At 74.5% G+C, this 19,606-nt stretch carries 20 protein-coding genes and 2 tRNA genes; 9 read left to right on the forward strand and 13 right to left on the reverse strand.

The features are described 5' to 3' along the window. Positions 1-14: 14 nt before the first annotated feature. Together LGQ04_RS12240 and LGQ04_RS12245 are read left to right on the forward strand one after the other, a co-directional pair. Positions 15-602 carry a hypothetical protein gene (locus LGQ04_RS12240; RefSeq protein WP_229244019.1) on the forward strand — a complete coding sequence of 196 codons (588 nt, stop codon included), beginning with the start codon at positions 15-17 and terminating at the stop codon, positions 600-602. Then, positions 595-1,524, forward strand: a complete 930-nt coding sequence (locus LGQ04_RS12245; RefSeq protein WP_229244021.1) for a hypothetical protein — start codon at positions 595-597, stop codon at positions 1,522-1,524. The genes LGQ04_RS12240 and LGQ04_RS12245 overlap by 8 nt, the downstream gene beginning before the upstream one ends. 27 nt (positions 1,525-1,551) lie before the next feature. Here LGQ04_RS12245 and LGQ04_RS12250 read toward each other — a convergent pair whose 3' ends face one another. From LGQ04_RS12250 to LGQ04_RS12260, 3 genes are all read right to left on the reverse strand, one after another. Beyond that, complete coding sequence (locus LGQ04_RS12250) at positions 1,552-1,947, reverse strand: DUF6841 family protein (protein WP_229244023.1); 396 nt, start codon at positions 1,945-1,947, stop codon at positions 1,552-1,554. Positions 1,948-1,971: 24 nt separating this feature from the next. Next, a complete protein-coding gene (locus LGQ04_RS12255) occupies positions 1,972-2,907 on the reverse strand; it encodes a serine protein kinase RIO (RefSeq protein WP_229244025.1) in 936 nt (311 codons plus the stop codon). A gap of 238 nt (positions 2,908-3,145) precedes the next feature. Continuing rightward, positions 3,146-3,970 (reverse strand): metal-dependent hydrolase, encoded by an 825-nt coding sequence (locus LGQ04_RS12260; protein ID WP_229244027.1) that lies wholly within the window; start codon positions 3,968-3,970, stop codon positions 3,146-3,148. Between the two features lie 203 nt (positions 3,971-4,173). Here LGQ04_RS12260 and LGQ04_RS12265 point away from each other — a divergent pair, with 203 nt between their 5' ends. Next, a complete protein-coding gene (locus LGQ04_RS12265) occupies positions 4,174-4,611 on the forward strand; it encodes a DoxX family protein (RefSeq protein ID WP_229244029.1) in 438 nt (145 codons plus the stop codon). Between the two features lie 3 nt (positions 4,612-4,614). Here the strand turns inward: LGQ04_RS12265 and LGQ04_RS12270 are convergent, their stop codons facing one another. Continuing rightward, complete coding sequence (locus LGQ04_RS12270) at positions 4,615-5,757, reverse strand: glutathione-independent formaldehyde dehydrogenase (protein ID WP_229244031.1); 1,143 nt, start codon at positions 5,755-5,757, stop codon at positions 4,615-4,617. A 595-nt stretch (positions 5,758-6,352) separates the two neighbouring features. On the opposite strand from LGQ04_RS12270, the gene LGQ04_RS12275 reads away from it, so the two are divergent. Further along, positions 6,353-6,423 (forward strand) — tRNA-OTHER (locus LGQ04_RS12275). Positions 6,424-6,544: 121 nt separating this feature from the next. Further along, positions 6,545-7,717, forward strand: a complete 1,173-nt coding sequence (locus LGQ04_RS12280; protein WP_229244505.1) for an RtcB family protein — start codon at positions 6,545-6,547, stop codon at positions 7,715-7,717. Positions 7,718-7,781: 64 nt separating this feature from the next. Here LGQ04_RS12280 and LGQ04_RS12285 read toward each other — a convergent pair whose 3' ends face one another. Genes LGQ04_RS12285 through LGQ04_RS12295 form a run of 3 tightly spaced genes read right to left on the reverse strand, consistent with a single transcriptional unit; the run spans position 7,782 to position 10,877 of the window. Continuing rightward, a complete protein-coding gene (locus LGQ04_RS12285) occupies positions 7,782-8,672 on the reverse strand; it encodes a DUF2705 family protein (RefSeq protein WP_229244039.1) in 891 nt (296 codons plus the stop codon). Next, positions 8,659-9,618 (reverse strand): ABC transporter ATP-binding protein, encoded by a 960-nt coding sequence (locus LGQ04_RS12290; protein ID WP_229244040.1) that lies wholly within the window; start codon positions 9,616-9,618, stop codon positions 8,659-8,661. Before LGQ04_RS12290 ends, LGQ04_RS12285 begins: the two co-directional genes overlap by 14 nt. Next, complete coding sequence (locus LGQ04_RS12295; protein ID WP_229244041.1) at positions 9,615-10,877, reverse strand: LolA family protein; 1,263 nt, start codon at positions 10,875-10,877, stop codon at positions 9,615-9,617. The genes LGQ04_RS12290 and LGQ04_RS12295 overlap by 4 nt, the downstream gene beginning before the upstream one ends. Before the next feature lie 104 nt (positions 10,878-10,981). On the opposite strand from LGQ04_RS12295, the gene LGQ04_RS12300 reads away from it, so the two are divergent. Together LGQ04_RS12300 and LGQ04_RS12305 are read left to right on the forward strand one after the other, a co-directional pair. After that, on the forward strand, positions 10,982-11,671 hold the full coding sequence (locus tag LGQ04_RS12300; protein ID WP_229244042.1) for a response regulator transcription factor: 690 nt from the start codon (positions 10,982-10,984) through the stop codon (positions 11,669-11,671). Next, the gene (locus LGQ04_RS12305) at positions 11,668-13,056 is read left to right on the forward strand and encodes a sensor histidine kinase (RefSeq protein ID WP_229244043.1); all 1,389 of its coding nucleotides are present in this window, start codon (positions 11,668-11,670) and stop codon (positions 13,054-13,056) included. Before LGQ04_RS12300 ends, LGQ04_RS12305 begins: the two co-directional genes overlap by 4 nt. 67 nt (positions 13,057-13,123) lie before the next feature. Here the strand turns inward: LGQ04_RS12305 and LGQ04_RS12310 are convergent, their stop codons facing one another. The 5 genes from LGQ04_RS12310 to LGQ04_RS12330 form a co-directional block, all read right to left on the reverse strand. Further along, a complete protein-coding gene (locus tag LGQ04_RS12310; RefSeq protein ID WP_229244044.1) occupies positions 13,124-14,677 on the reverse strand; it encodes a sensor histidine kinase in 1,554 nt (517 codons plus the stop codon). Beyond that, a complete protein-coding gene (locus LGQ04_RS12315) occupies positions 14,670-15,440 on the reverse strand; it encodes a response regulator transcription factor (RefSeq protein ID WP_308016401.1) in 771 nt (256 codons plus the stop codon). Before LGQ04_RS12315 ends, LGQ04_RS12310 begins: the two co-directional genes overlap by 8 nt. A gap of 76 nt (positions 15,441-15,516) precedes the next feature. Then, positions 15,517-16,086 carry a CueP family metal-binding protein gene (locus LGQ04_RS12320; protein WP_229244045.1) on the reverse strand — a complete coding sequence of 190 codons (570 nt, stop codon included), beginning with the start codon at positions 16,084-16,086 and terminating at the stop codon, positions 15,517-15,519. Between the two features lie 98 nt (positions 16,087-16,184). Beyond that, positions 16,185-16,577: a (R)-mandelonitrile lyase gene (locus LGQ04_RS12325; protein ID WP_229244046.1), complete on the reverse strand. Its 393-nt coding sequence runs from the start codon at positions 16,575-16,577 to the stop codon at positions 16,185-16,187. 31 nt (positions 16,578-16,608) lie between these two features. Continuing rightward, complete coding sequence (locus LGQ04_RS12330; protein ID WP_229244048.1) at positions 16,609-17,631, reverse strand: zinc-dependent alcohol dehydrogenase family protein; 1,023 nt, start codon at positions 17,629-17,631, stop codon at positions 16,609-16,611. 138 nt (positions 17,632-17,769) lie between these two features. Between LGQ04_RS12330 and LGQ04_RS12335 the strand changes: the two genes are divergently transcribed. Together LGQ04_RS12335 and LGQ04_RS12340 are read left to right on the forward strand one after the other, a co-directional pair. Further along, a complete protein-coding gene (locus LGQ04_RS12335; RefSeq protein ID WP_229244050.1) occupies positions 17,770-18,654 on the forward strand; it encodes a helix-turn-helix domain-containing protein in 885 nt (294 codons plus the stop codon). Beyond that, the gene (locus tag LGQ04_RS12340) at positions 18,654-19,229 is read left to right on the forward strand and encodes a DapH/DapD/GlmU-related protein (RefSeq protein ID WP_229244052.1); all 576 of its coding nucleotides are present in this window, start codon (positions 18,654-18,656) and stop codon (positions 19,227-19,229) included. Before LGQ04_RS12335 ends, LGQ04_RS12340 begins: the two co-directional genes overlap by 1 nt. A gap of 142 nt (positions 19,230-19,371) precedes the next feature. Here the strand turns inward: LGQ04_RS12340 and LGQ04_RS12345 are convergent. Then, positions 19,372-19,456, reverse strand: a tRNA-Leu gene (locus LGQ04_RS12345). Positions 19,457-19,606: the final 150 nt, after the last annotated feature.

Raw genomic sequence — 19,606 nt, forward strand, 5'->3', positions numbered from 1 at the left:
GGTGGGAGGTGGACATGGGACCGGGGAGGAGGGCGTCGCACGTCCTCGTCACGGCGGCGCTCCTCGTCACCTGGGGACTGGCGGGCTGCATCACGCCGAGCCCGGCGGGCGACGACGCCGGCGAACCGACCTCGCTCGTCGGCGCCGGGGAGGAGACGGCGGGCGGAGCGGAACGCCAGGACGCGAGCCCCGGCGGAGGTACCGGCGAGGGTACCGGTGGTGTGGGCGTCGTCCCCTCTCCCGTCCGTGTCCCGGCCTTCAGCCAGATCGGCCAGGGGATCGACGAGGCGTTCCCCGCGATCGAGGACGCGGTGGCCGCGGCGTGCGGAGGCGAGCTGTGCCTCGTCCTCGTGCGCGAGGTGATCGAGGGTGACGAGAGCTCCGAGCTCTGTGCGTTCTCCGGTCTGCGTCCCGCGTCGGGAGCGGTCGTCGAGCGCGACGAGGTGCTCGTGGTCGAGGTCCGGTGCCCGCCCGAGGGGGTGACGGAACCGCGACCGGAACCCGGCGTGGGACCTCAGGACCCGGACGGCGACGAGTCGGACGGCGGGAACGGCACCGTGCCCGACGATGGGGCGTCGCCGGGAGACGACTCCGATGGCTGAGCACGCACCCGGCCGTGCCGCGGACGGCACGCCGGACGTGCGGGAGCCGACGGACGGGCGCGACGCGGCCGGAGACATCCCGCGCGTCGCGCGCATCCTCACCCAGGTCGTCGCACCGGCGACGCTGATCACCGGGCTGCTGTACTTCTTCGGCCGGTCGCACGCGACGTACTTCCTGCAGCACCTCGGGGTCGACGTCACGGTCCTCCAGCTCACCACGCAGGACTACCTGCTGCGGTCCCAGGACGGCCTGCTCGTCCCGCTGCTCGTGGTGAGCGTGAGCGTCCTGGCGGGGCTGTGGGTGTGGAGCGTCGTGCCCGACGAGGTCCGGCGGGCGGTCGACGGCCACCGGCAGCGGACGGCGGTGGCCGTCGTCGGCTCGGTGCTCGTCCTGTGCGGCGTGCTGCGCGCGCTCGGGGTCGTGCTGCTCCCCGAGGCGTGGAGCTGGGTCGCACCGGCGTGTCTCGCGCTCGGCGTGGTGCTCCTCTCCACGGCGGTCGTCGCCCACCGGCGGGCCGCCGGGATCCGTGTCCGGGCGGGGACCCGTCTCACCGAGTGGGGCGCGGTCTTCGTGCTGGTGGCGCTCGCCCTGTTCTGGGCCGTGGCCGACTACTCGGCGGCGGTCGGGACGCAGCGTGCGCGGCAGTTCGTCGCCGAGCTGCCCACCGCTCCCGGCGTCGTGGTGCGCAGCGCGGAGGACCTCGGTCTCGTCACCGTGGGGACGCCGGACGACTGCCCGGAGGGGGCCGCGCTGCCGTACCGGTCGACGGGCTACGTGCTCCTCACGCGGTCCGGCGGGTACGACGTGCTCGTGCCGCGCACCTGGACCTCCGGCGACCCCGTGCCGCTGGTCCCGGTCGACCCCGGGGTGCGGCTCGACTTCGTGGCGGGCGGCGCACCGGTCGACGACCCGGGGTGCTGACCGTCGGGGGCGCCGTCGCCACGGCCGTCAGGGGGCGTCCGCGAGCCGGACCTCGACGCAGACCTCGAACGTGTCGCGCGCGCGGCGCAGCAGGTACAGCACGGTGTCGGACTCCTGCTCGTTCGCCCACTCGTCGCGGTAGCTCCAGCGGACCTTCGCCCAGACGAGCGCGTCGCCGACCTCCTCGACGGCCTCCAGGTGCGCCGCCGCGGCGACGAGACCGCGTACGCGGTACCCGTGGGCCCGGTCGTGCGCGGCGTCGCGGACGGCGTCGGGGTCGGGCACGACCTGGGAGCCGGTCGCGTCGACGACGAGCGCGGGGAAGCCGTAGGACTCCGCGATGGTCTCCAGGTCGCCGGTGCTCACCGCGACCCCGAACGTCGTGAGGAACGCCTGGACGTCGTCGCTGTCGTAGGAGTCCATGTCCCCGTTCTACCGTCCGTCTCCTCACCACGCCTGGGCGAGCAGGTCGGCGAAGAGCGTGTCGGCGTCCGCGTCGAGACCCCGCGAGGCGAACCACGCGCTCATGGTCCGGCAGTCGCGCAGGAGCAGCTCGGTGCCGAACGGGTTGGCGACGAGGTCGACGACCTGCGGCAGGTCGATGATGACGATCCGGTCGTCGTCGACCAGGACGTTGTAGGGGGACAGGTCGCCGTGCGCCCACCCGTGCCGGGCCATGACCGCCATCGCGTCGCGCAGCTGGTCCCACCACGACGCGAGGAGCTCGGCGTCCGGGCGGGCGCGGGCGAGGCGGGGTGCCGCCTCGTGCGCGTCGCCGTCGCTCGACCCGACGAACTCCATGAGGATCTCGTTCCCGTCGATCTGCAGGGGGTAGGGGACGGGCGCGCCGGCGGACCAGAGGTCGCCCAGCGCGGCGAACTCGGCGGCCGCCCACTGGCCGGCGGCGACCTGGCGCCCGTAGGAGGACTTGCGGTCGAGGGCACGACGGTCGCGCGTGCGCCGCACCCGGCGGTCCTCGGTGTAGAGGGTGTCGCGGCGGAACGCGCGGTGGTCGAGGTCGCGGTAGCGCTTGGCCGCGAGCACCGATCGCCGCGCGGGGTCGCCGGGGACCGCACGCTCCACGAGGAAGACGTCGGCCTCCTTGCCGGTCTTGAGCACGCCGAGGTCGGTGTCGACGGCTGCGTCGGCGGTGACCACCCAGTCGGGGCGTGGCTCCGGACCGCGCTGGCCCTTCTCGACGGCGTGCCAGGTGGACCAGCGCTGGCCGGGTCCGAGGGCGGCGTCGAGCACGCCCAGCGCCTCGCGGGCGAGCTCGTCGGCGTCGTCGTGCCGGCGCAGGCGCCGTGGCGGGGGAGTGCGCGGGTCGCGCGCGAAGGTCGGGGGGAGGTCGGGGTAGGGGTCGGTCAGGTCGTGCTCGGGCACGGTGGCTCCTTCGGGCGGGGAGCGCCCGGTGCCTCCGGCGCCGTGGCGGCGCGCGTGGAGGGCTGCGCCTCAGCGGCGCGCGGTGCTCCCGGGGGTGGTGGGTGCGCAGGCGTGGGTCGTCCAGCTCATCGCGTCCTCCTTCCTCCGGTGCCCGACGGCGCGGGCTGCTCCGACCGACGGTGCCACCGCCCGCGGCGGGCGGGCAACGCCTTTTCCGCGGTGCTGCCGCGGACGGTCGTCAGGCGACGGCGACCGCGGTGTCGATGGCGGCGACGAGCCGGTCCCACGTGCCGAGGGTGTCGAAGCCCATCTGGTCGAGAGCCGACCAGGTGAAGCCGACGACGGCGTACAGCCCGACCGCGGTCGCGAGCAGCCACTCCCGCACGGAGCCGGTGTCCCCGAGCAGGGGGACGGCGAAGCTCCCACCAGGTCGCCACACGTCGTCGACGACGAGCGAGCGCCGCACCCAGCGCGGGGAGCGGAACTTTACGGGCCACAGCAGCGGGGCGCCGTTGGTCGTGAGGACGTCGCCGAGGATGTGCACGGTGACGCCGATCCCGACGGCGACCGGCATCCAGTTCCACTCCTCGGGGGCGAAGAGCGCGACGAGCGCGGCGACCGTGAGCGACGTGAGCCAGGGAGCGAGCTTGCCGCGGCGCGTGAGCTTGAGCGCCTTGAGCGCGAGCGCGACGAGCAGGACGGTGAGGATCCCGGCGCCGACGTACACGGTCCCGAACGACGCGGTCTCGACGGTGACGAGGCCCGCCGCCCACGCGAGCGCCGTGAACACGGCGATCCCGAGGAACGAGTGCGTGCCCTGCCGGTGCCCGCCGGCGACGGTCTCGACGGCGTCGGAGACCCACTCGCTCACCGGCGGCAGGGAGTGCGCGAACGTGCCGTTGTGGTGGTCGGCGTCCGGCAGGAGGGCCGCGCCGGCGCAGACGACGGCGCCCGTCATCACGCCGACGGAGGAGACGGGGTGCCAGCCGAGGGCGAACGGCGCGGTCGAGGTCACGGCGACCCACGCGGCGGCTCCCGACGCGGCGTGGTGGGCACCCATCATGGTGAGGCGGTCTCCTTCGGTCGGCTGCCGGGTTCGTCGGCGTCGGGCGGTGTGTCCGGAACGTCGGAACCCTACCGGGGGCACCCCACACCGTGGACAAGGTGGTCGCCGCACCTGAGGGTGACCGAGGAAAAGTGTGCCAAGCGAGGTCTTCACGCACCGGCCCCCGCGCGCGTCCTCGTCGCCCCCCGTAGCCTCGACCGATGCACCTGCGTACCGCGTCCGCCGTCGGGCTCGCCGCCCTGCTCGGGTCGTCCGGCGTGCTGCACCTCGTCCGCCCGCAGGTGTTCGAGCCGTTGATCCCGCACGGCCTCGGTCCGGCGAGGGCCTGGGTCGTGGGGAGCGGGCTGGCCGAGCTCGCGTGCGCGACCGCGCTCGTGCTGCCGCAGACACGCCGGGTCGGCGGGGCGGCCAGCGCCGCCCTGCTCGTCGGCGTCTTCCCGGGCAACGTGAAGATGGCCCTCGACTCCCGTCCCGGCGCGCGGTCCTGGGCCGGCAGGCCTGCTGTCGCGTGGGGCCGGCTGCCGCTCCAGGTGCCGCTCGTCGCGTGGGCGGTGTCCGTGGCGCGGGAGGCTCCCGGCCCTGGCCGGGCGCGCGTCGGCGCCCCCCACCGTGGACGAGGGGCGCCGACGGGTCGGTGACCGTCAGGCGGCCGGCTTGAGCAGCACCTTCGTCCAGCCGTCCTCACGCGCGTCGAAGTGCGCGTACGCGTCCGCGGCCTCGCCGAGACCGAGCTCGTGCGAGACGATGAACGAGGGCCGCGCCCGGCCGGCGACGATGAGGTCGCGCAGCTGGCGGTTGTAGCGCATGACCGGCGCCTGGCCGGTGCCCATGTGCTGGCCCTTGGTGAAGAAGGTGCCGTAGTCCCAGCCGATCCGGCCCTGCTGGGCGCCCTCGTCGGCCGCGCCCGGGTCCTGCGGCACGTAGACGCCGACGACGCCGATGCCTCCCGTCGCGCGCACGACCTGGACGAGGTTGTCGAGCACGAGCTCGGGGTGCTCCTCGCCGGACGGGTCGTGCGCCTGGTAGCCGACCGCCTCGACGCCGCTGTCGACGCCGCGGCCGAGCGTGGCGTCCATGATCTGCTCGACCGGGTCGCCGGCCGAGAAGTCGATCCCCTGCGCGCCGATCTCCTCGGCGAGGCGCAGCCGGTCGGGCTCCTTGTCGACGACGAAGACGCGAGCGGCACCGCGGATCAGCGCGCTGTGGGCCGCCATGAGCCCGACGGGCCCGCCGCCGAAGACCGCGACGTCGTCACCGGGGGAGACGCCGGCGAGCTCGGTGCCGTGCCAGCCCGTGGGGAAGATGTCGGACAGCATCGTGAAGTCGTTCTCGTGGTCCGTGCCCTCGGGCAGCTCCAGGAGGTTGAAGTCCGCGTAGGGCACGCGCAGTACCTCGGCCTGACCGCCGTCGTACGGGCCCATGTTGGCGTAGCCGTAGGCGGCGCCCGCCATGCCCTCGGTCGGGTTGGTCCGCAGGCAGAACGACGTCCAGCCCGCGATGCAGTTGCGGCACGTGCCGCACGCGATGTTGAACGGGACGCTCACGCGGTCGCCGACCTTGACACGGCCGACGGCGCCGCCCACCTCCTCGACGATCCCCATGTTCTCGTGGCCGAGGACCTTGCCCTCCTCGACGGCGGTCCGCCCCTCGTACATGTGCAGGTCGGAGCCGCAGATGTTCGTGGTCGTGATCCGGACCAGGGCGTCGGTGGGCTCCTCGACCCGGGCGTCCGGGACGTCGGTGACCTCGACCTGCTTCGGTCCGCGGTAGACGACGGCGCGCATCGTGGTCCTCCTCGTGTCGGTGGGCCGCCCGGTCGTCCGGGCGGCCCAGCCATCGTGCGCACGGGACGCGGCGGTTCGCACGTCCTCCGACGGCAGGCCGCCGGAGGGCGTGCGCCCGAATTCTTGGCGTGCATTTCCGAGGAGCTCTCGAAAGAGGGTTGTGCCGCGCCGGGGCGTGCCGTACGGTAATCCTCGGTTCGCCGACGGCGGGCCGTCACGTCCCGAGAGCCTGAACCGGAGAGGAGCGGCGCCGTGCGTGAGTCCTTCTGGTCCGGCGAGCGTCGTCCCGCCGACCGCAGCGCGCGACCGTCCTCGGTGCCGAGCGTCGACCATCTGCGCGACGCCCGCTCTCTCGCGCCCTCCGGACAACCCGTCGACTGACGCTCGCGTCGACCGACGGGCCGTTCCGGGAAGTTCCGGGACGGCCTTTCTCATGCACTCCGACATCAGTCGGGTGCGCAATTCTTGCGATTCTTCTCGCCATTCTTGCCGGTGTCGTGCGTGCATTGTCCGCGCGGCGTGGTGAATGCACGGCGAGCGACTCGTCAAGCGCCGGACGCCTCGCGTCCCGTCTGCCCGACGTGAAAGGGCACCAGCGCACGTAGCTCAGCGGCAGAGCACCGGCCCGTCGGCCGGCGGACGAGGGTTCGACCCCCTCCGCGCGCACACCGTCCCGCCGGTCCGGCGGGCGCCACAACCCGACACCCGACCCGAGGAGGTCATCACCGTGAGCACCGAGGCCCACGCGTTCCCCGTCCCGCTGTCCGGAGCCAAGGCCCCCACGCTCATGTGGGCGCACGAGCACGAGGTCGAGCCGGCGGCGCTCCAGCAGCTGCGCAACATCGCCGGGCTGCCGTGGGTCGAGGGTGTGCGCGTCATGCCCGACGTCCACCTCGGCAAGGGTGCGACGGTGGGCTCGGTGATCGCGATGCGCGACGCGGTCTCGCCGAACGCCGTCGGCGTGGACATCGGGTGCGGCATGATCGGCGTGCGCACGTCGCTCACGGTCGAGGACCTGCCGGACGACCTGCACACGATCCGCTCCCGCATCGAGGCGGCGATCCCGGTCGGCTTCCACGCGCACGACGACCCCGTCGACGTGCGGCGGCTGCGCGCGATCGCGGGGAACGGCCCGGCCGAGGTCGGGCGGGGGGCGGACGCGTTCTGGGCGCGCTTCGACGCGCTGCACGGCCGGGTGTCCGACATCGAGATCCGTGCGCGCCGCCAGCTCGGAACGCTTGGCGGAGGCAACCACTTTGTGGAGTTGTGTTCGGATCGGTCTGGTTCTGTGTGGCTCCAGTTGCACTCAGGTTCGCGCAACATCGGCAAGACGCTCGCCGAGCAGCACGTCGCCGTCGCGAAGCGGCTCGAGCACAACCAGGGCCTGGTCGACCGCGAGCTCGCGGTCTTCCTCGGCGGCACGCCGGAGATGGACGCCTACCTGTCCGACCTGTGGTGGGCGCAGGAGTACGCGGCCCGTTCGCGCGCGGTGATGATGACGCTCGTCGTCGACGCGGTCCGGGCGTCGTTCGCGGACCGCGAGGTCACGTTCGAGGAGGCGGTCAACGTGCACCACAACTACGTCGCGGTGGAGCAGGTCGACGGCCAGGACCTCGTCGTCACCCGCAAGGGCGCGATCCGCGCCGGTGCGGGCGACCTCGGCCTCATCCCGGGCTCGATGGGCACGGGGTCGTACATCGTGCGGGGCCTCGGCAACCCCCGGTCGTACTGGTCGGCCTCGCACGGCGCCGGCCGCCGGATGTCGCGCACGAAGGCGAAGAAGACCTTCACGCTCGACGACCTCGCGGCGCAGACGGCGGGCGTCGAGTGCCGCAAGGACGCCGGGGTGCTCGACGAGATCCCCGGCGCGTACAAGGACCTCGACGCGGTGATCGCCGCGCAGTCCGACCTCGTCGAGGTCGTCGCACGCCTCACGACGCTCCTCTGCGTCAAGGGCTGACGCCGCGGCAACCCCGCGGGCACCGTCGGCGTCGGGACGCCCCGACGTCGACGGTGCCCGGCGCTCACGACGACACGTCCGCCGTCGTGAACCGGCTCCACGCGAGCGCACCGAAGACCGCCGCCCACGCCGCCTGCACGGCGAGGCCCTGGCCGAGCACGCCGAGGTCGACCTGGGCGCGCAGGAGCTCGCCGACGTCGAGCCAGTGGTGGGTGAGCAGCGCGCCGTGCACGACCGACAGCTGGGGGAGCGCGTCGAGCACGCCCGAGACGATGGCGACGACGACGGTCGCCGCCATCGCGGCGACCGGCACCTCGGTCAGGGTGGAGAAGAACAGCCCGACCGCGACGAGCCCGGTGAGGGACAGCCCGACGTACGCGACGATCGCCGCGGTGCGGGCCACGCCCTCGGCCGTGGACACCGTGTCGCCGGAGAGCAGGGTGACCTCGCCGACACCGAAGAAGGCCGCACCGGTGACCAGCCCGGACAGGGCGATCACGGCGACGGTGCAGCCGGCGAACACGAGCGCGGCGAGCGCCTTCGCGGCGAGGAGGCGCGTCCGCGGCACGGGGACGAGCAGGAGGTAGCGCAGCGTTCCTGCCTGGGCCTCGCCGGCCACGGCGTCACCCGCGACGATGCCCACCACCAGCGGGAGCAGCAGGGGCAGGCACGCGACGAGCGCGGTGAGCACGAGGAAGAGGCCGTTGCCGGTGACGCGGTCGAGGAACGGCGGCCCTCCGGCGGCGACGGCGGTGTCCTGGGTGACGAGGACGACGGTGCCGATGAGGACGGGGACGAGCGCGAGCCCGGCCAGCAGGACGAGGTTGCGCCGCCGTCCCAGGACCAGGCGGAGCTCGCTGGCCAGCAGCCGCGCGAAGGCGCCGCGCGACCGGGCGGGCGCCGACCCCTGCCCGACCGGGTGCTGGGTGTCGGGCGACGCGTCACCGGGCGACATCGAAGCCCTCCCCGGTGAGCTCGACGAACAGGTTCTCCAGGCTGGGTCGGCGGACCTCGAGCCCGACGAGGTCGAGCCCCGCGCCCACCATGGCGGCCGAGATCTTCTCCGGGGCGACGAGGCCCTGGCGCGCGGACAGCGCCGTGCCGTCGACCCGGACGTCGCGGAGGCCGAGGTCGCCGAGGAGCCGGGCGGCGCCGTCGACGTCGCTGGGCGTGGTGCTCACGACCACCGTCGCCTCCTCGCCCGCGGCGAGCTGTTCCGGCGGTCCCTGGACGAGGAGCCTGCCGCGGCTCATGATCCCGACGTGGGTGCACACCTGCTCGACCTCGCCGAGGAGGTGCGACGAGACGAGGACGGTCGTGCCGCCGTCGGCCAGCTCGCGCAGGAGGTGGCGCACCTCCCGGGTGCCCTGGGGGTCGAGCCCGTTGGTCGGTTCGTCGAGCACGAGCAGGTCGCGCGGTCGCAGGAGGGCCGCGGCGAGCCCGAGGCGCTGCTTCATGCCGAGGGAGTACTGCCGGAACGGCTTGCGGGCCGCCGCGGCGAGCCCGACCCGGTCGAGGGCCGCGGCCGCCCGGCGGTCCCGGGTCCGGGGGTCGGCGGTCGCGTCCACGGCGTCGAGCCGGTCGAGGTTCGCGCGCCCCGACAGGTAGGGGTGGAAGCCCGGCCCCTCGACGAGCGCGCCGACCCGGGGCAGGACGCGCGGGCCCGCAGCGGGCATCGGCTCCCCGAGGAGCGCGGCGGTGCCCGACGTCGGCGCGACCAGCCCCAGCACCATGCGCAGGGTGGTCGTCTTCCCGGACCCGTTCGGCCCGAGGAAGCCGTAGACGGCGCCGCGGGGCACCTCGAGGTCGACGCCGTCCACGGCCACCTGGCCCGACCGGAAGCGCTTGGTGAGCCCGTGGGTGCGCACGGCGGGCGCCGACGCCGCGACGTCGCCCGTCATGCGAGGTCGCGCAGGACCTCGGCGGGCACGGCCCCGGCGAGGACGCGGCCGTCGTCCGTCACGAGCACCGACAGGAGCGCCGAGGACAGCAGGCGGCCCTCGGGGACCTCCTCGGTGAGCTGCTCGTACAGCGCCGCGGCGTCGATCTCGGGCAGGGCCGGACCGGTGCCGTCCTCGCCGACCAGCTCGCCGTAGAGGTCCTGCGCACCGGCGGAGCCGAAGCTGCGCTCGAGCCCGGGCAGCGCGGACGCGGAGGCGGGGTCGCCCGCGAGCAGACCGGCGACGTCCACGCCCTCGACCGCGACGACCGTCTCCCAGCCCGACCCGTGCACCGAGACGCCTTCGGGCGCCCCCGTCAGCGCCTCGGGACCGGCCGCCGAGCGGTCCGCCGGCTCCGGCAGCGGGACCTCGACCTCGCGCGTGGCCGCACCCGCGGGTGCGGAGAAGTCGAAGACGGCGTCGTCGGGCGTCGCGAACGACACGTCCGTGAACCCGATCTCCAGGGCGGGCGTCTGCGCGTCCTGCGTGCTCCAGACCTGGACCCGCAGGGGCGTGGACGTCTCCGCGTCGACCGCGACGAGCACGCGCTCCACGAGCGTGCCGTGGGTGCGCGGGACGAGGCCCAGCTGGTAGGAGTCGCGCCCCGCGACCTCGGTCGCCGAGCCGACCGACACGTCGGTCGACAGCGCCGCGTACGCGAGGAGCGCGTCCGCGGCCTGGGCCGGCGTCGGGAGGTCGCCCGCGACGTCGGGCGCGGTGCCGGAGCGCGCGGCCTCGTCGAGCTCGGAGTAGGCCGCCAGGTCGTCCGGCGAGACCGTGTAGTGCACGACCTCGTCGTCGCGGCTGGAGTACGTCCAGGCCTCGGGTCCGTCCCGCACGACGGAGTACTCCGACAGGTCGCCCAGCAGCGCCGCGCGGGAGCGGTCCTCGCCGTCTGTCCACAGGCGGACGGTCGAGCTGCCTCCGAGCAGGTCGAGCGGGCTCGCGCCCTGCAGCTCCTCGAGCGGCAGGTCCGGCAGGCCCAGCCGGGCGGTGTGCACCACCGTCCCCGACAGCGGGACGCGGTCGGCCTCCGCGACCCTGGCCAGCAGCTCGGCGGGGGTGAGCTCGGGGAGGTCGGAGCCGGCGGAGGCCACGAGCGACGGTGCGGCGAACGCGCCGGCGACGACGGCGCCGACCGCGACCGGGACGGCCCAGCGGGCACGGCGGGACGGTCCGCGAGCGGGCGCGGGGGACGGGCTGACGGGTTCGGCGGTCATGGCGACACCGTGGCACAGCTCACCTGTGGTCACGCTGAGAGGCGACGACGCACCCGGCGCTCTCCACCGCGCGGTCGCGGCGGCCGGGGTGCCATGCTGGCGGCGTGCGGGTGCTGGTGGTCGAGGACGAGCGGGGCGTCGCCAAGGCGCTGCGTCGCGGCCTGCTGGCCGAGGGGTTCGCCGTCGACGTCGCGCTCGACGGGCTGCGCGGTCTCGAGCTCGCCGCGTCGGGGGAGTTCGACGCCGTCCTCGTCGACATCATGCTGCCCGGCCTGAACGGGTACGACGTGGTCGCCCGGCTCCGCGAGCTCGGCGTCTGGACACCCGTGCTGATCCTCAGCGCCAAGGACGGCGAGTACGACATCGCGGACGGCCTCGACCTCGGCGCGGACGACTACGTGACGAAGCCGTTCTCCTTCGTCGAGCTGGTGGCGCGCGTGCGGGCCCTGGTGCGGCGGGGGCCGCAGCCGCGCCCGGCGGTCCTCACGGTGGGCGAGCTCTCCCTCGACCCGGCGACGCGCGTCGTCACCCACCGCGGGTACGAGGTGGTGACCACGGCCCGCGAGTTCGCCCTGCTCGAGTACTTCATGCGCCGGCCGGGCCAGGTCCTCGGCAAGGTGGAGCTGCGGGACCACGTGTGGGACACGGCGGGCGACGGCCTCAACGTCGTCGAGGTCTACGTGGGCTACCTGCGGCGCAAGTTCGGCCAGGCGGTCATCGAGACCGTGCGAGGCGCCGGCTACCGCCTGGTGGTCCCCCGAGGGGCCGCGGTACCCGGCCCTCCGCCGTCGTGACGCGGCGTCGGCGCACGTGGTCGTTGCGCGCCCGGCTCACCGCTCTCGCCTCGCTCGTGCTCGCGACCGCGTTGGTGGTCGGCGCGCTCGTCCTGTCCTCGGTGGTGTCGAGCGGTCGGGTCGCGGCGCTGGACGAGATCACGCGCGAGCGCGCGCTCCAGGTCGCCCGCCTCGCCGCGAGCGGGCAGGTCCCGGACGTCCTGCCCGTCTCCGAGCCGGGTGAGGTCGTCCAGCTCCTCGGCCCGGCCGGGGAGGTCCTGGCGTCCTCGGCGACGGCGAGCAGGACGCTGCCGGTCCTGCCCGCCGACGAGCTCGCGACGCTGCGTGCCGAGGCGGACGCGCACCCCGACGGCACGGGCGACGTGCGCGTGGTCGGCACGGACCGCAGCGCCTACGACGCCGCGGCCCGGGTCGCGGTCGTGCCCGTCGCCGGGGACGGCGGCGCCACCGCCGTGGCGAGCATGCCGCTGCAGGAGGTCGAGGGGGTGGTGCGGGCGCTGCGGGTCGCGCTCGCCGTCGTCGTCCCGCTGCTCACCCTCGTGGCCGCAGCGGTGATCTGGGCGGTGCTCGGCCGGGCGCTGTCTCCCGTGGAGGAGCTGCGGCGCGGCGCCGCGGCGATCGCGCGGTCCGGCGGTCCCGGGACGCTGCCCGTGCCCCGCGCCGACGACGAGCTCGGCGCCCTCGCCCGCACGCTCAACGCGATGCTCGACAGCCTGCGCGCGGCGGAGGCGCGGCAGCGCTCGTTCGTCGCGGACGCGGCGCACGAGCTGCGGTCCCCCGTCGCGGCGCTGCGGGCGAGCGTCGAGGTCGCCCGGCTCCATCCGGCGTCGTTCCCCGCGGACGAGCTCGCCGCCGAGCTCGAGGACGAGGTGCTGCGGCTGCAGGCGCTCGTCGACGACCTGCTCGTGCTCGCGCGGCTCGGTGCGCGAGCGCCCCACGACGAGGACGTCGACCTCGGCGCGGTGGCGCACGAGGTCGCCGCGACCACCGCGGAGCGACGGCCGGGGGAGCGGGCACGCCCGCGCGTCGAGATCAGGGTGGTCGTCGACGGGCGGGCCACGGCGCGCGGCGACCGGGCCGCGGTCGCCCGGATCCTGCGCAACCTCGTCGACAACGCCGTGCGTCACGCCGCGTCGCGCGTCCGGGTGACGGCCGGTCCGGGGCTGCTCGTGGTCGACGACGACGGGCCGGGCATCGACGTCGCCGACCGTGAACGGGTCTTCGAGCGGTTCACGCGGCTCGACGAGGCGCGCGAGCGCGACGCCGGAGGGACCGGCCTGGGCCTGGCGATCGCCCGGGAGACCGCCCGCGAGCACGGGGACGACGTGGTGCTCGGGGAGTCGCCGCTGGGCGGCCTGCGCGCCGAGGTGCGGCTGTCGGCTTGACCGCCGCGCCGGGTCCGCCGCACCGGGTCCGCCGCGCCGCGTCCGCCCCGCCGCGTCCGCCTGACGGTCAGGCGCGGTCGCGGGGGAGGCGGACGGTGAAGGTCGTGCCGGTGGGGCCGGGCTCGTCGGCGGTGCGCGACTCGACGCCGATGGTGCCGCCGTGCGCGGTGACGATCGCGTCGACGATCGCCAGGCCGAGGCCGGTCGAGCCGCCGGTGCGGTTGCGGGCGTCGTCGCCGCGCGCGAAGCGGCGGAAGAGCACGGGCCGCAGGTCGGGCGCGATGCCGGGGCCGGCGTCGGTGACGTCCACGACCACGTCGTCGCCGTCGTCGCGCACCCGGACGTCCACGCGCGTCCCGCGCGGCGTGTGGGTGCGGGCGTTGGCGAGCAGGTTCGCCAGCACCTGGCGCAGGCTCGCCTCGTCCCCGGTGACGACGAGGTCGGAGCCGTCCGCCTCGCGGTCGGCGTCACCGTCGTCGGCGTCACCGTCGTCGCCCGGCAGGACGAGGCCCCAGTCGTGGTCGGGACCGGCGGCGTGGGCGTCCGTGACCGCGTCGACGGCGAGCGCCGCGAGGTCGACGGGCTCGCGGTCGAGGGGGCGGCCGGCGTCGAGGCGTGCGAGGAGGAGGAGGTCCTCGACGAGGCCGGTCATGCGCACGGCCTCGGACTCGATGCGGTCGAGGGCGCGGGACGTGTCGGGCGGGACGACGTCGGGGGAGCGGCGCACGAGCTCGGCGTACCCGCGGATGGACGCGAGGGGGGTGCGCAGCTCGTGGCTCGCGTCGGCGACGAAGCGGCGCACCTGGGTCTCGGACTCGTGCCGGGCGACGAGCGAGGTCTCGACGTTCTCCAGCATGCGGTTGAGTGCGGCGCCGACCTGGCCGACCTCGGTGCGGGCGTCGGTGAGGTCGGCCGGGACGCGGGGGATGGCGTCGATCTCGCCGCGGGCGAGCTCGAGCTCGGACACGCGGCCGGCGGCGGCGGCGACGTCGTCGAGGGGTCGCAGGGAGCGGCGCACGAGCCAGGTGCCGAGCGCGGCGGCGCCGAGCAGCCCGACGAGGCCGAGCAGCGCCTCGACGGCGACGAACTGCTGCACGGCGGCGTCGACGTCGGCGGTGCTCTGCGCGACGACGCTGCCGACCCCGTCGTCGCGGGTGGTCGCGACGGCGCGGTACCCGCCGAGGTCGGGCACGTCGACGTCGTGGGGCTCGCCGTCCGCGGGGACGTCGGTCAGGGCGGCGACCTGGGCGTCGTCGAGCTGTTCGAACGCGCCGGTGGAGGTGACGTAGCCCGCGAGCGCGACGGTGTCCCCCTCGGTGCGCACGACGACGGTGCCGGGGCCGACGCCGAACGGGAACCGGGCGGGGTCGTCGTCGATCCCGGGGCCGTCGGGGAACCCGCCGGGGAGGTCGCCGGCCGGTCGGTCGGTCCCCGGGGGGCGTTCCTCGCGCCCGCTCGCCTCGACGAGGGACTGGTCGAGCTCGGCGACGAGCTGGCCGCGCAGCGCGAGGGCGGAGGCGGTGGCGAGGCCGGCGGTGACGAGGAGCAGCACGCCCACGAGGACGACGACGAGGCGTCGCCGCAGCGCCGTGGGGCGTGCGGGGGGTGCGGGGTCAGGCACGGGCGTCGTCCGTGCCGGTGGCGGGCTTGAGCACGTACCCGACGCCGCGCAGCGTGTGGATCATGGGGTCGTGGCCCTTGTCGATCTTACGGCGCAGGTAGGAGATGTAGAGCTCGACGATGTTCGCCTGCCCGCCGAAGTCGTAGTTCCAGACGCGGTCGAGGATCTGCGCCTTGGACAGGACGCGGCGGGGGTTGCGCATGAGGTACCGCAGGAGCTCGAACTCGGTCGCGGTGAGCCGGACCTCCTGGCCCGCGCGGCGCACCTCGTGGGAGTCCTCGTCGAGCTCGAGGTCGCCGACCACGAGGACGGCGTCCTCGCGCTGCGCGGCTGCGCCGCCGCGGCGCAGCAGCCCGCGCAGGCGGGCGACGACCTCCTCGAGGCTGAACGGCTTCGTGACGTAGTCGTCGCCGCCCGCGGTGAGCCCGGCGACCCGGTCCTCGACGGCGTCGCGGGCGGTGAGGAAGAGCACCGGGACGTCGGGGTCACGCTCACGCAGCCGCCGCAGGACGGTGAGGCCGTCCATGTCGGGGAGCATGACGTCGAGCACGACGACGTCCGGTCCCGTCTCCCGGGCGGTGCGGACCGCGGTGTGGCCGTCGAGCGCGGTGGAGACGTCCCACCCTTCGTAGCGCAGCGCGGAGGTGAGGAGCTCGGCGAGGTTGGGCTCGTCGTCGACCACGAGCACGCGCACGGGGGAGCCGTCCGGCCTCGTCAGGCGGGGACGGTCGGCGGGCTGGCTCGTGAGCGGTGCGGCGGTCATGGGACCAGCCTCTCGCCCGGGGACGTCCGGCGCCTGTGGTGAACCTGTGCGGTGCCTGTGCGCTCGCGCCCGGTGGTCAGGTGAGCTGCACGGTGGTGAGGCAGGTCGGGTCGTCCACGGCGGTCGTGACGACGGTCTGGCCGGTGCGGCCCTGCGCCTCGACGCGGACCTGCGCCTCGACGTCGCGCGGCAGCCAGTACCCGACGAAGCCGTTGTCCTCGAGCCGGGTGTCCTCGTCGACGAGCGTCTCGCCGGTGGCGGTGTCGACCACCGTGACCCGGACGTCCTGGCCGCCGAGCTCGCCCTGGCACGTGGTGAGGGAGTGGAACGTGCAGGGGTGGGTCTGCTCGACGTACGGCGCGACGGACAGGTAGAACGCGTCGTCGGGCAGGTCGAGGGTGGTCTCGTCGTCGCCGTCCGCGTCGGTGAGCAGGAGCGTGTCGCCGCGGACGGACGCCATGAGGTCGGTGGGCCTTTCGGCGACCGGGATCGACTCGAGGTGCTCGACGATTTCCGGCCCGTCCATCCCGTCGAGCCCGTGGCTCTCCAGCAGCCCGGCCGTCGGCTCCGGGTCGGCGGGCGCGGTGCACCCGGCGAGCGCGAGCAGGGCGGCCGCGGCGAGCGGGACGAGGAGGTGGCGTCTCATGCGGCCATCCTGGCGGTCCGACCTGGGAGGACCCAGGGGACGAGGTCCCGGACCTCGCCCCGCGGCCGGGAGGAGGTGAATGACGTCCGACCTGCCGGCTATGCCAGCTCGTCGTCGCCGACGTGCTCGAGCCAGGTGACCACCTGGCCGTTCTCGTCCGCCTCCTGGATCGCGACGTGGGCCATGAACCGGTCCGGCGTGGCCCCGTGCCAGTGCTCCTCGCCCGGCTCGATGTAGACCACGTCGCCGGGACGGATCTCCTGCACGTCGCCGCCGCGTCTCGCCACGTAGCCGATGCCGTCGGTGACGTACAGGGTCTGGCCCTTGGGGTGGTGGTGCCATGCGGTGCGAGCGCCCGGGGTGAACCGCACGTGGGAGGCCCCGACGGCGGACTGGTCGTCCGGGTCGCGGATCGCGTCGATGAGGACGGTGCCGGTGAACCAGTCCTGCGGTCCGGTGGCGCTCTGACCACCACTTCTCGTGAGCTTCATGGTGCGGCCCTTCTCTTCTCGTCGGTAGGACTTACAGGGTGAGCAGCACCTTGGTGGCGCGTCGTTCGTCCATGGCCCGGTAGCCGTCGGCGGCCTGCTCGAGCGGGAGGGTGAGGTCGAAGACCTTGCCCGGGTCGATCGTGCGGTCCCAGATGAGCTGGATCAGGTCGGGCAGGAACCGGCGCACGGGGGCGGGGCCGCCGAGGATCTGCACCTGGGAGAAGAAGAGGAGCTCGCCGGGCAGCTGGACGTCGTGGGTGACGCCGACGAAGCCGACGTTGCCGCCGGGGCGTGCCGAGCTGATGGCCTGCACCATGGACTCCTGCGTCCCGACGGCCTCGATCACGGAGTGTGCGCCGAGGCCGTCGGTGAGCTCCTTGATGCGGGCGACGCCTGCTTCGCCGCGCTCGGCGACGATGTCGGTGGCACCGAAGTGGCGGGCGAGGTCCTGACGGTCCGCGTGGCGGGACATGGCGATGATGCGCTCGGCGCCGAGCTGCTTGGCGGCGAGGACGCCCATGAGGCCGACGGCGCCGTCGCCGACCACGGCCACGGTCTTGCCGGGACCGGCCTGGGCGGCCACGGCGGCGAACCAGCCCGTGCCCAGCACGTCCGAGGCGGCCAGCAGGTGCGGGATCAGGTCCGGGTCGGGCTGGCCCGGGGTCGCGACGAGGGTGCCGTCGGCGTAGGGGATGCGCGCCTTCTCCGCCTGGGTGCCGATGGCGCCGTCGACGAAGATGCGGTGCACGCAGCTCGACGGGAAGCCGGCCCGGCAGATCTCGCACGTGCCGTCCGAGATGACGAACGAGCCGACGACGAAGTCCCCGGGCTTGACCGTGGTGACCTCGGAGCCGACCTCCTCGACGACGCCGACGTACTCGTGGCCCATGGTGGCGTGGTCCACCTGGTCGGCGCCGCGGTACGGCCACAGGTCCGACCCGCAGATGCAGGTCGCCGACAGGCGGATCACCGCGTCCGTCGGGTCGACGATACGCGGGTCCTCGCGCTCTTCCACCCGGACGTCGCCGGGGCCGTGCATGATCACTCCGCGCATCACTGCTCTCCTTCGCTGGTGGTCGTCCCAGGATCGCCCTCGTTCCGCACGCACGGGAGTCCCTGCGGAGGGGTGTACCGGTGGTAGACCCCTCGCCACGGACTGCCTCCCCGCCCGGTCGAGCCTTAGCGTGTCGGCATGGACAACCGAGCAGAGGTGCGCGAGTTCCTCGTGTCGCGGCGCGGCAAGGTCACCCCGGAGGCTGCCGGTATCGTCGGCGGTGCCAACCGCAGGGTGCCGGGCCTGAGGCGGAGCGAGGTCGCCGCGCTGGCGGGCGTGAGCGTGGAGTACTACGCCAAGCTCGAGCGCGGCTCCATCGGCGGAGCGTCGGCCTCCGTGCTCGACGCCGTCGCGGGCGCCCTGCAGCTCGACGACACCGAGCGTGCGCACCTGTTCGACCTGGCCCGGGCGGCCGACGGGGTGCCGACGTCGGGCCGGAGCCGACGCCGATCGCCCCGCGCAGGGGCGGCTCGCCCCAGCCTGCAATGGGCGCTGGCGGCGATCACCGACGGCGTCGCGTTCGTCCGCGACCAGCACCAGGACCTCCTGGCGACCAACCCGCTGGGCCGCGCCTTCTACTCCCCGGTCATCGGGGACGGCGGGCGCACGCCCAACCTCGCCCGCTTCCAGTTCCTCGACCCCGCCGCACGCGACTTCTACCCCGACTGGGACCTGTTCGCCGAGATGTGCGTCGCCATCATGCGCGCCGAGGCCGGCCGGGACCCGCACGACAAGGGTCTGCAGGACCTCGTCGGTGAGCTGTCCACCCGCAGCGAGGTATTCCGCCGGCTGTGGGCCGCCCATGACGTCCGCACCCACGGCGCCGGCACCAAACGCTTCCGCCACCCCGTCGTCGGCGAGCTCACCCTGGCGTACGAGGAGCTCGCGATCACCGCCGAACCGGGCCAGGTCCTCATGGTCTACACCGCCGAGCCCGGCTCGCCGTCGGCCGAGCGGTTGCGTCTGCTCGCGTCCTGGGCCGCCGACACCTCGGCGACGGTTCCTGCGAGGACGGAGCGCTGATGGACCTGCAGGAGTTCCGCGCCCTCGTCGCCCGTCGCGAGCGCATCGCAGCGGGCTCGGGCGCCCACGCCCTCATGAACGACACGGCGCAGGACGCGTTGCGTGTCATGGCGGAGCTCAACGGCGGATACCGGAGCCCTGACGAGGTGCGGGCACTGCTGGCCCGGCTCACCGGGCGCCCCGTGGACGAGTCGGTCACGCTGTTCCCGCCCTTCCACTGCGAGTTCGGCAAGAACCTCACGCTCGGCCGCGACGTGTTCATCAATATGGCGTGCCGCTTCCAGGACGCCGGTGGCATCACCATCGGCGACGGCTCGCTGCTCGGTCACGGCTGCACGATCGTCACTCTCGACCACGACCTCGACCCCGCACGCCGCGGCGACATGATCCCCGCGCCCGTCACCATCGGGCGCCAGGTCTGGCTCGGCGCCGCCGTCACGGTCGTGCCCGGAGTGACGATCGGCGACGGCGCCGTCGTCGGTGCAGGAGCAGTCGTCACCCGGGACGTCCCCGCCGACACCATCGTCGCCGGCGTGCCCGCACGACGTATCCGGGACACCGGCTTCACCGCCTGACGCATGGCGTTCACGCCGCGACGTGTCCTCGAGCGCTGCCAAGGCGGTCATCGAGCAACCCAAGGCTCGTCGCCCCGTCCCGGGAACGACGAAGCGGGCCCAGGTTGCCCTGGACCCGCTTCGTCGTCGCTGTCTCAACGAGTGTCCGGAGGGGGACTTGAACCCCCACGCCCGATAAAGGGCACTAGCACCTCAAGCTAGCGCGTCTGCCATTCCGCCACCCGGACGAGTGGACCTTCGCGGCGTTTCCGCCGTTCCGGTGCGGGGAAAAACATAGCACGGTTCGCGGGTGGTTCCCGCATCGCCGTCCGCTCCCCGGGACCCAAGGCACGGACGGTCGGCGCGCCCGACGGCGCGTCCACGACGCCACCGGACGC

Origin of the sequence: Cellulosimicrobium marinum, assembly GCF_020551945.1 — a bacterium.
Lineage (GTDB): Bacteria > Actinomycetota > Actinomycetes > Actinomycetales > Cellulomonadaceae > Cellulosimicrobium > Cellulosimicrobium marinum.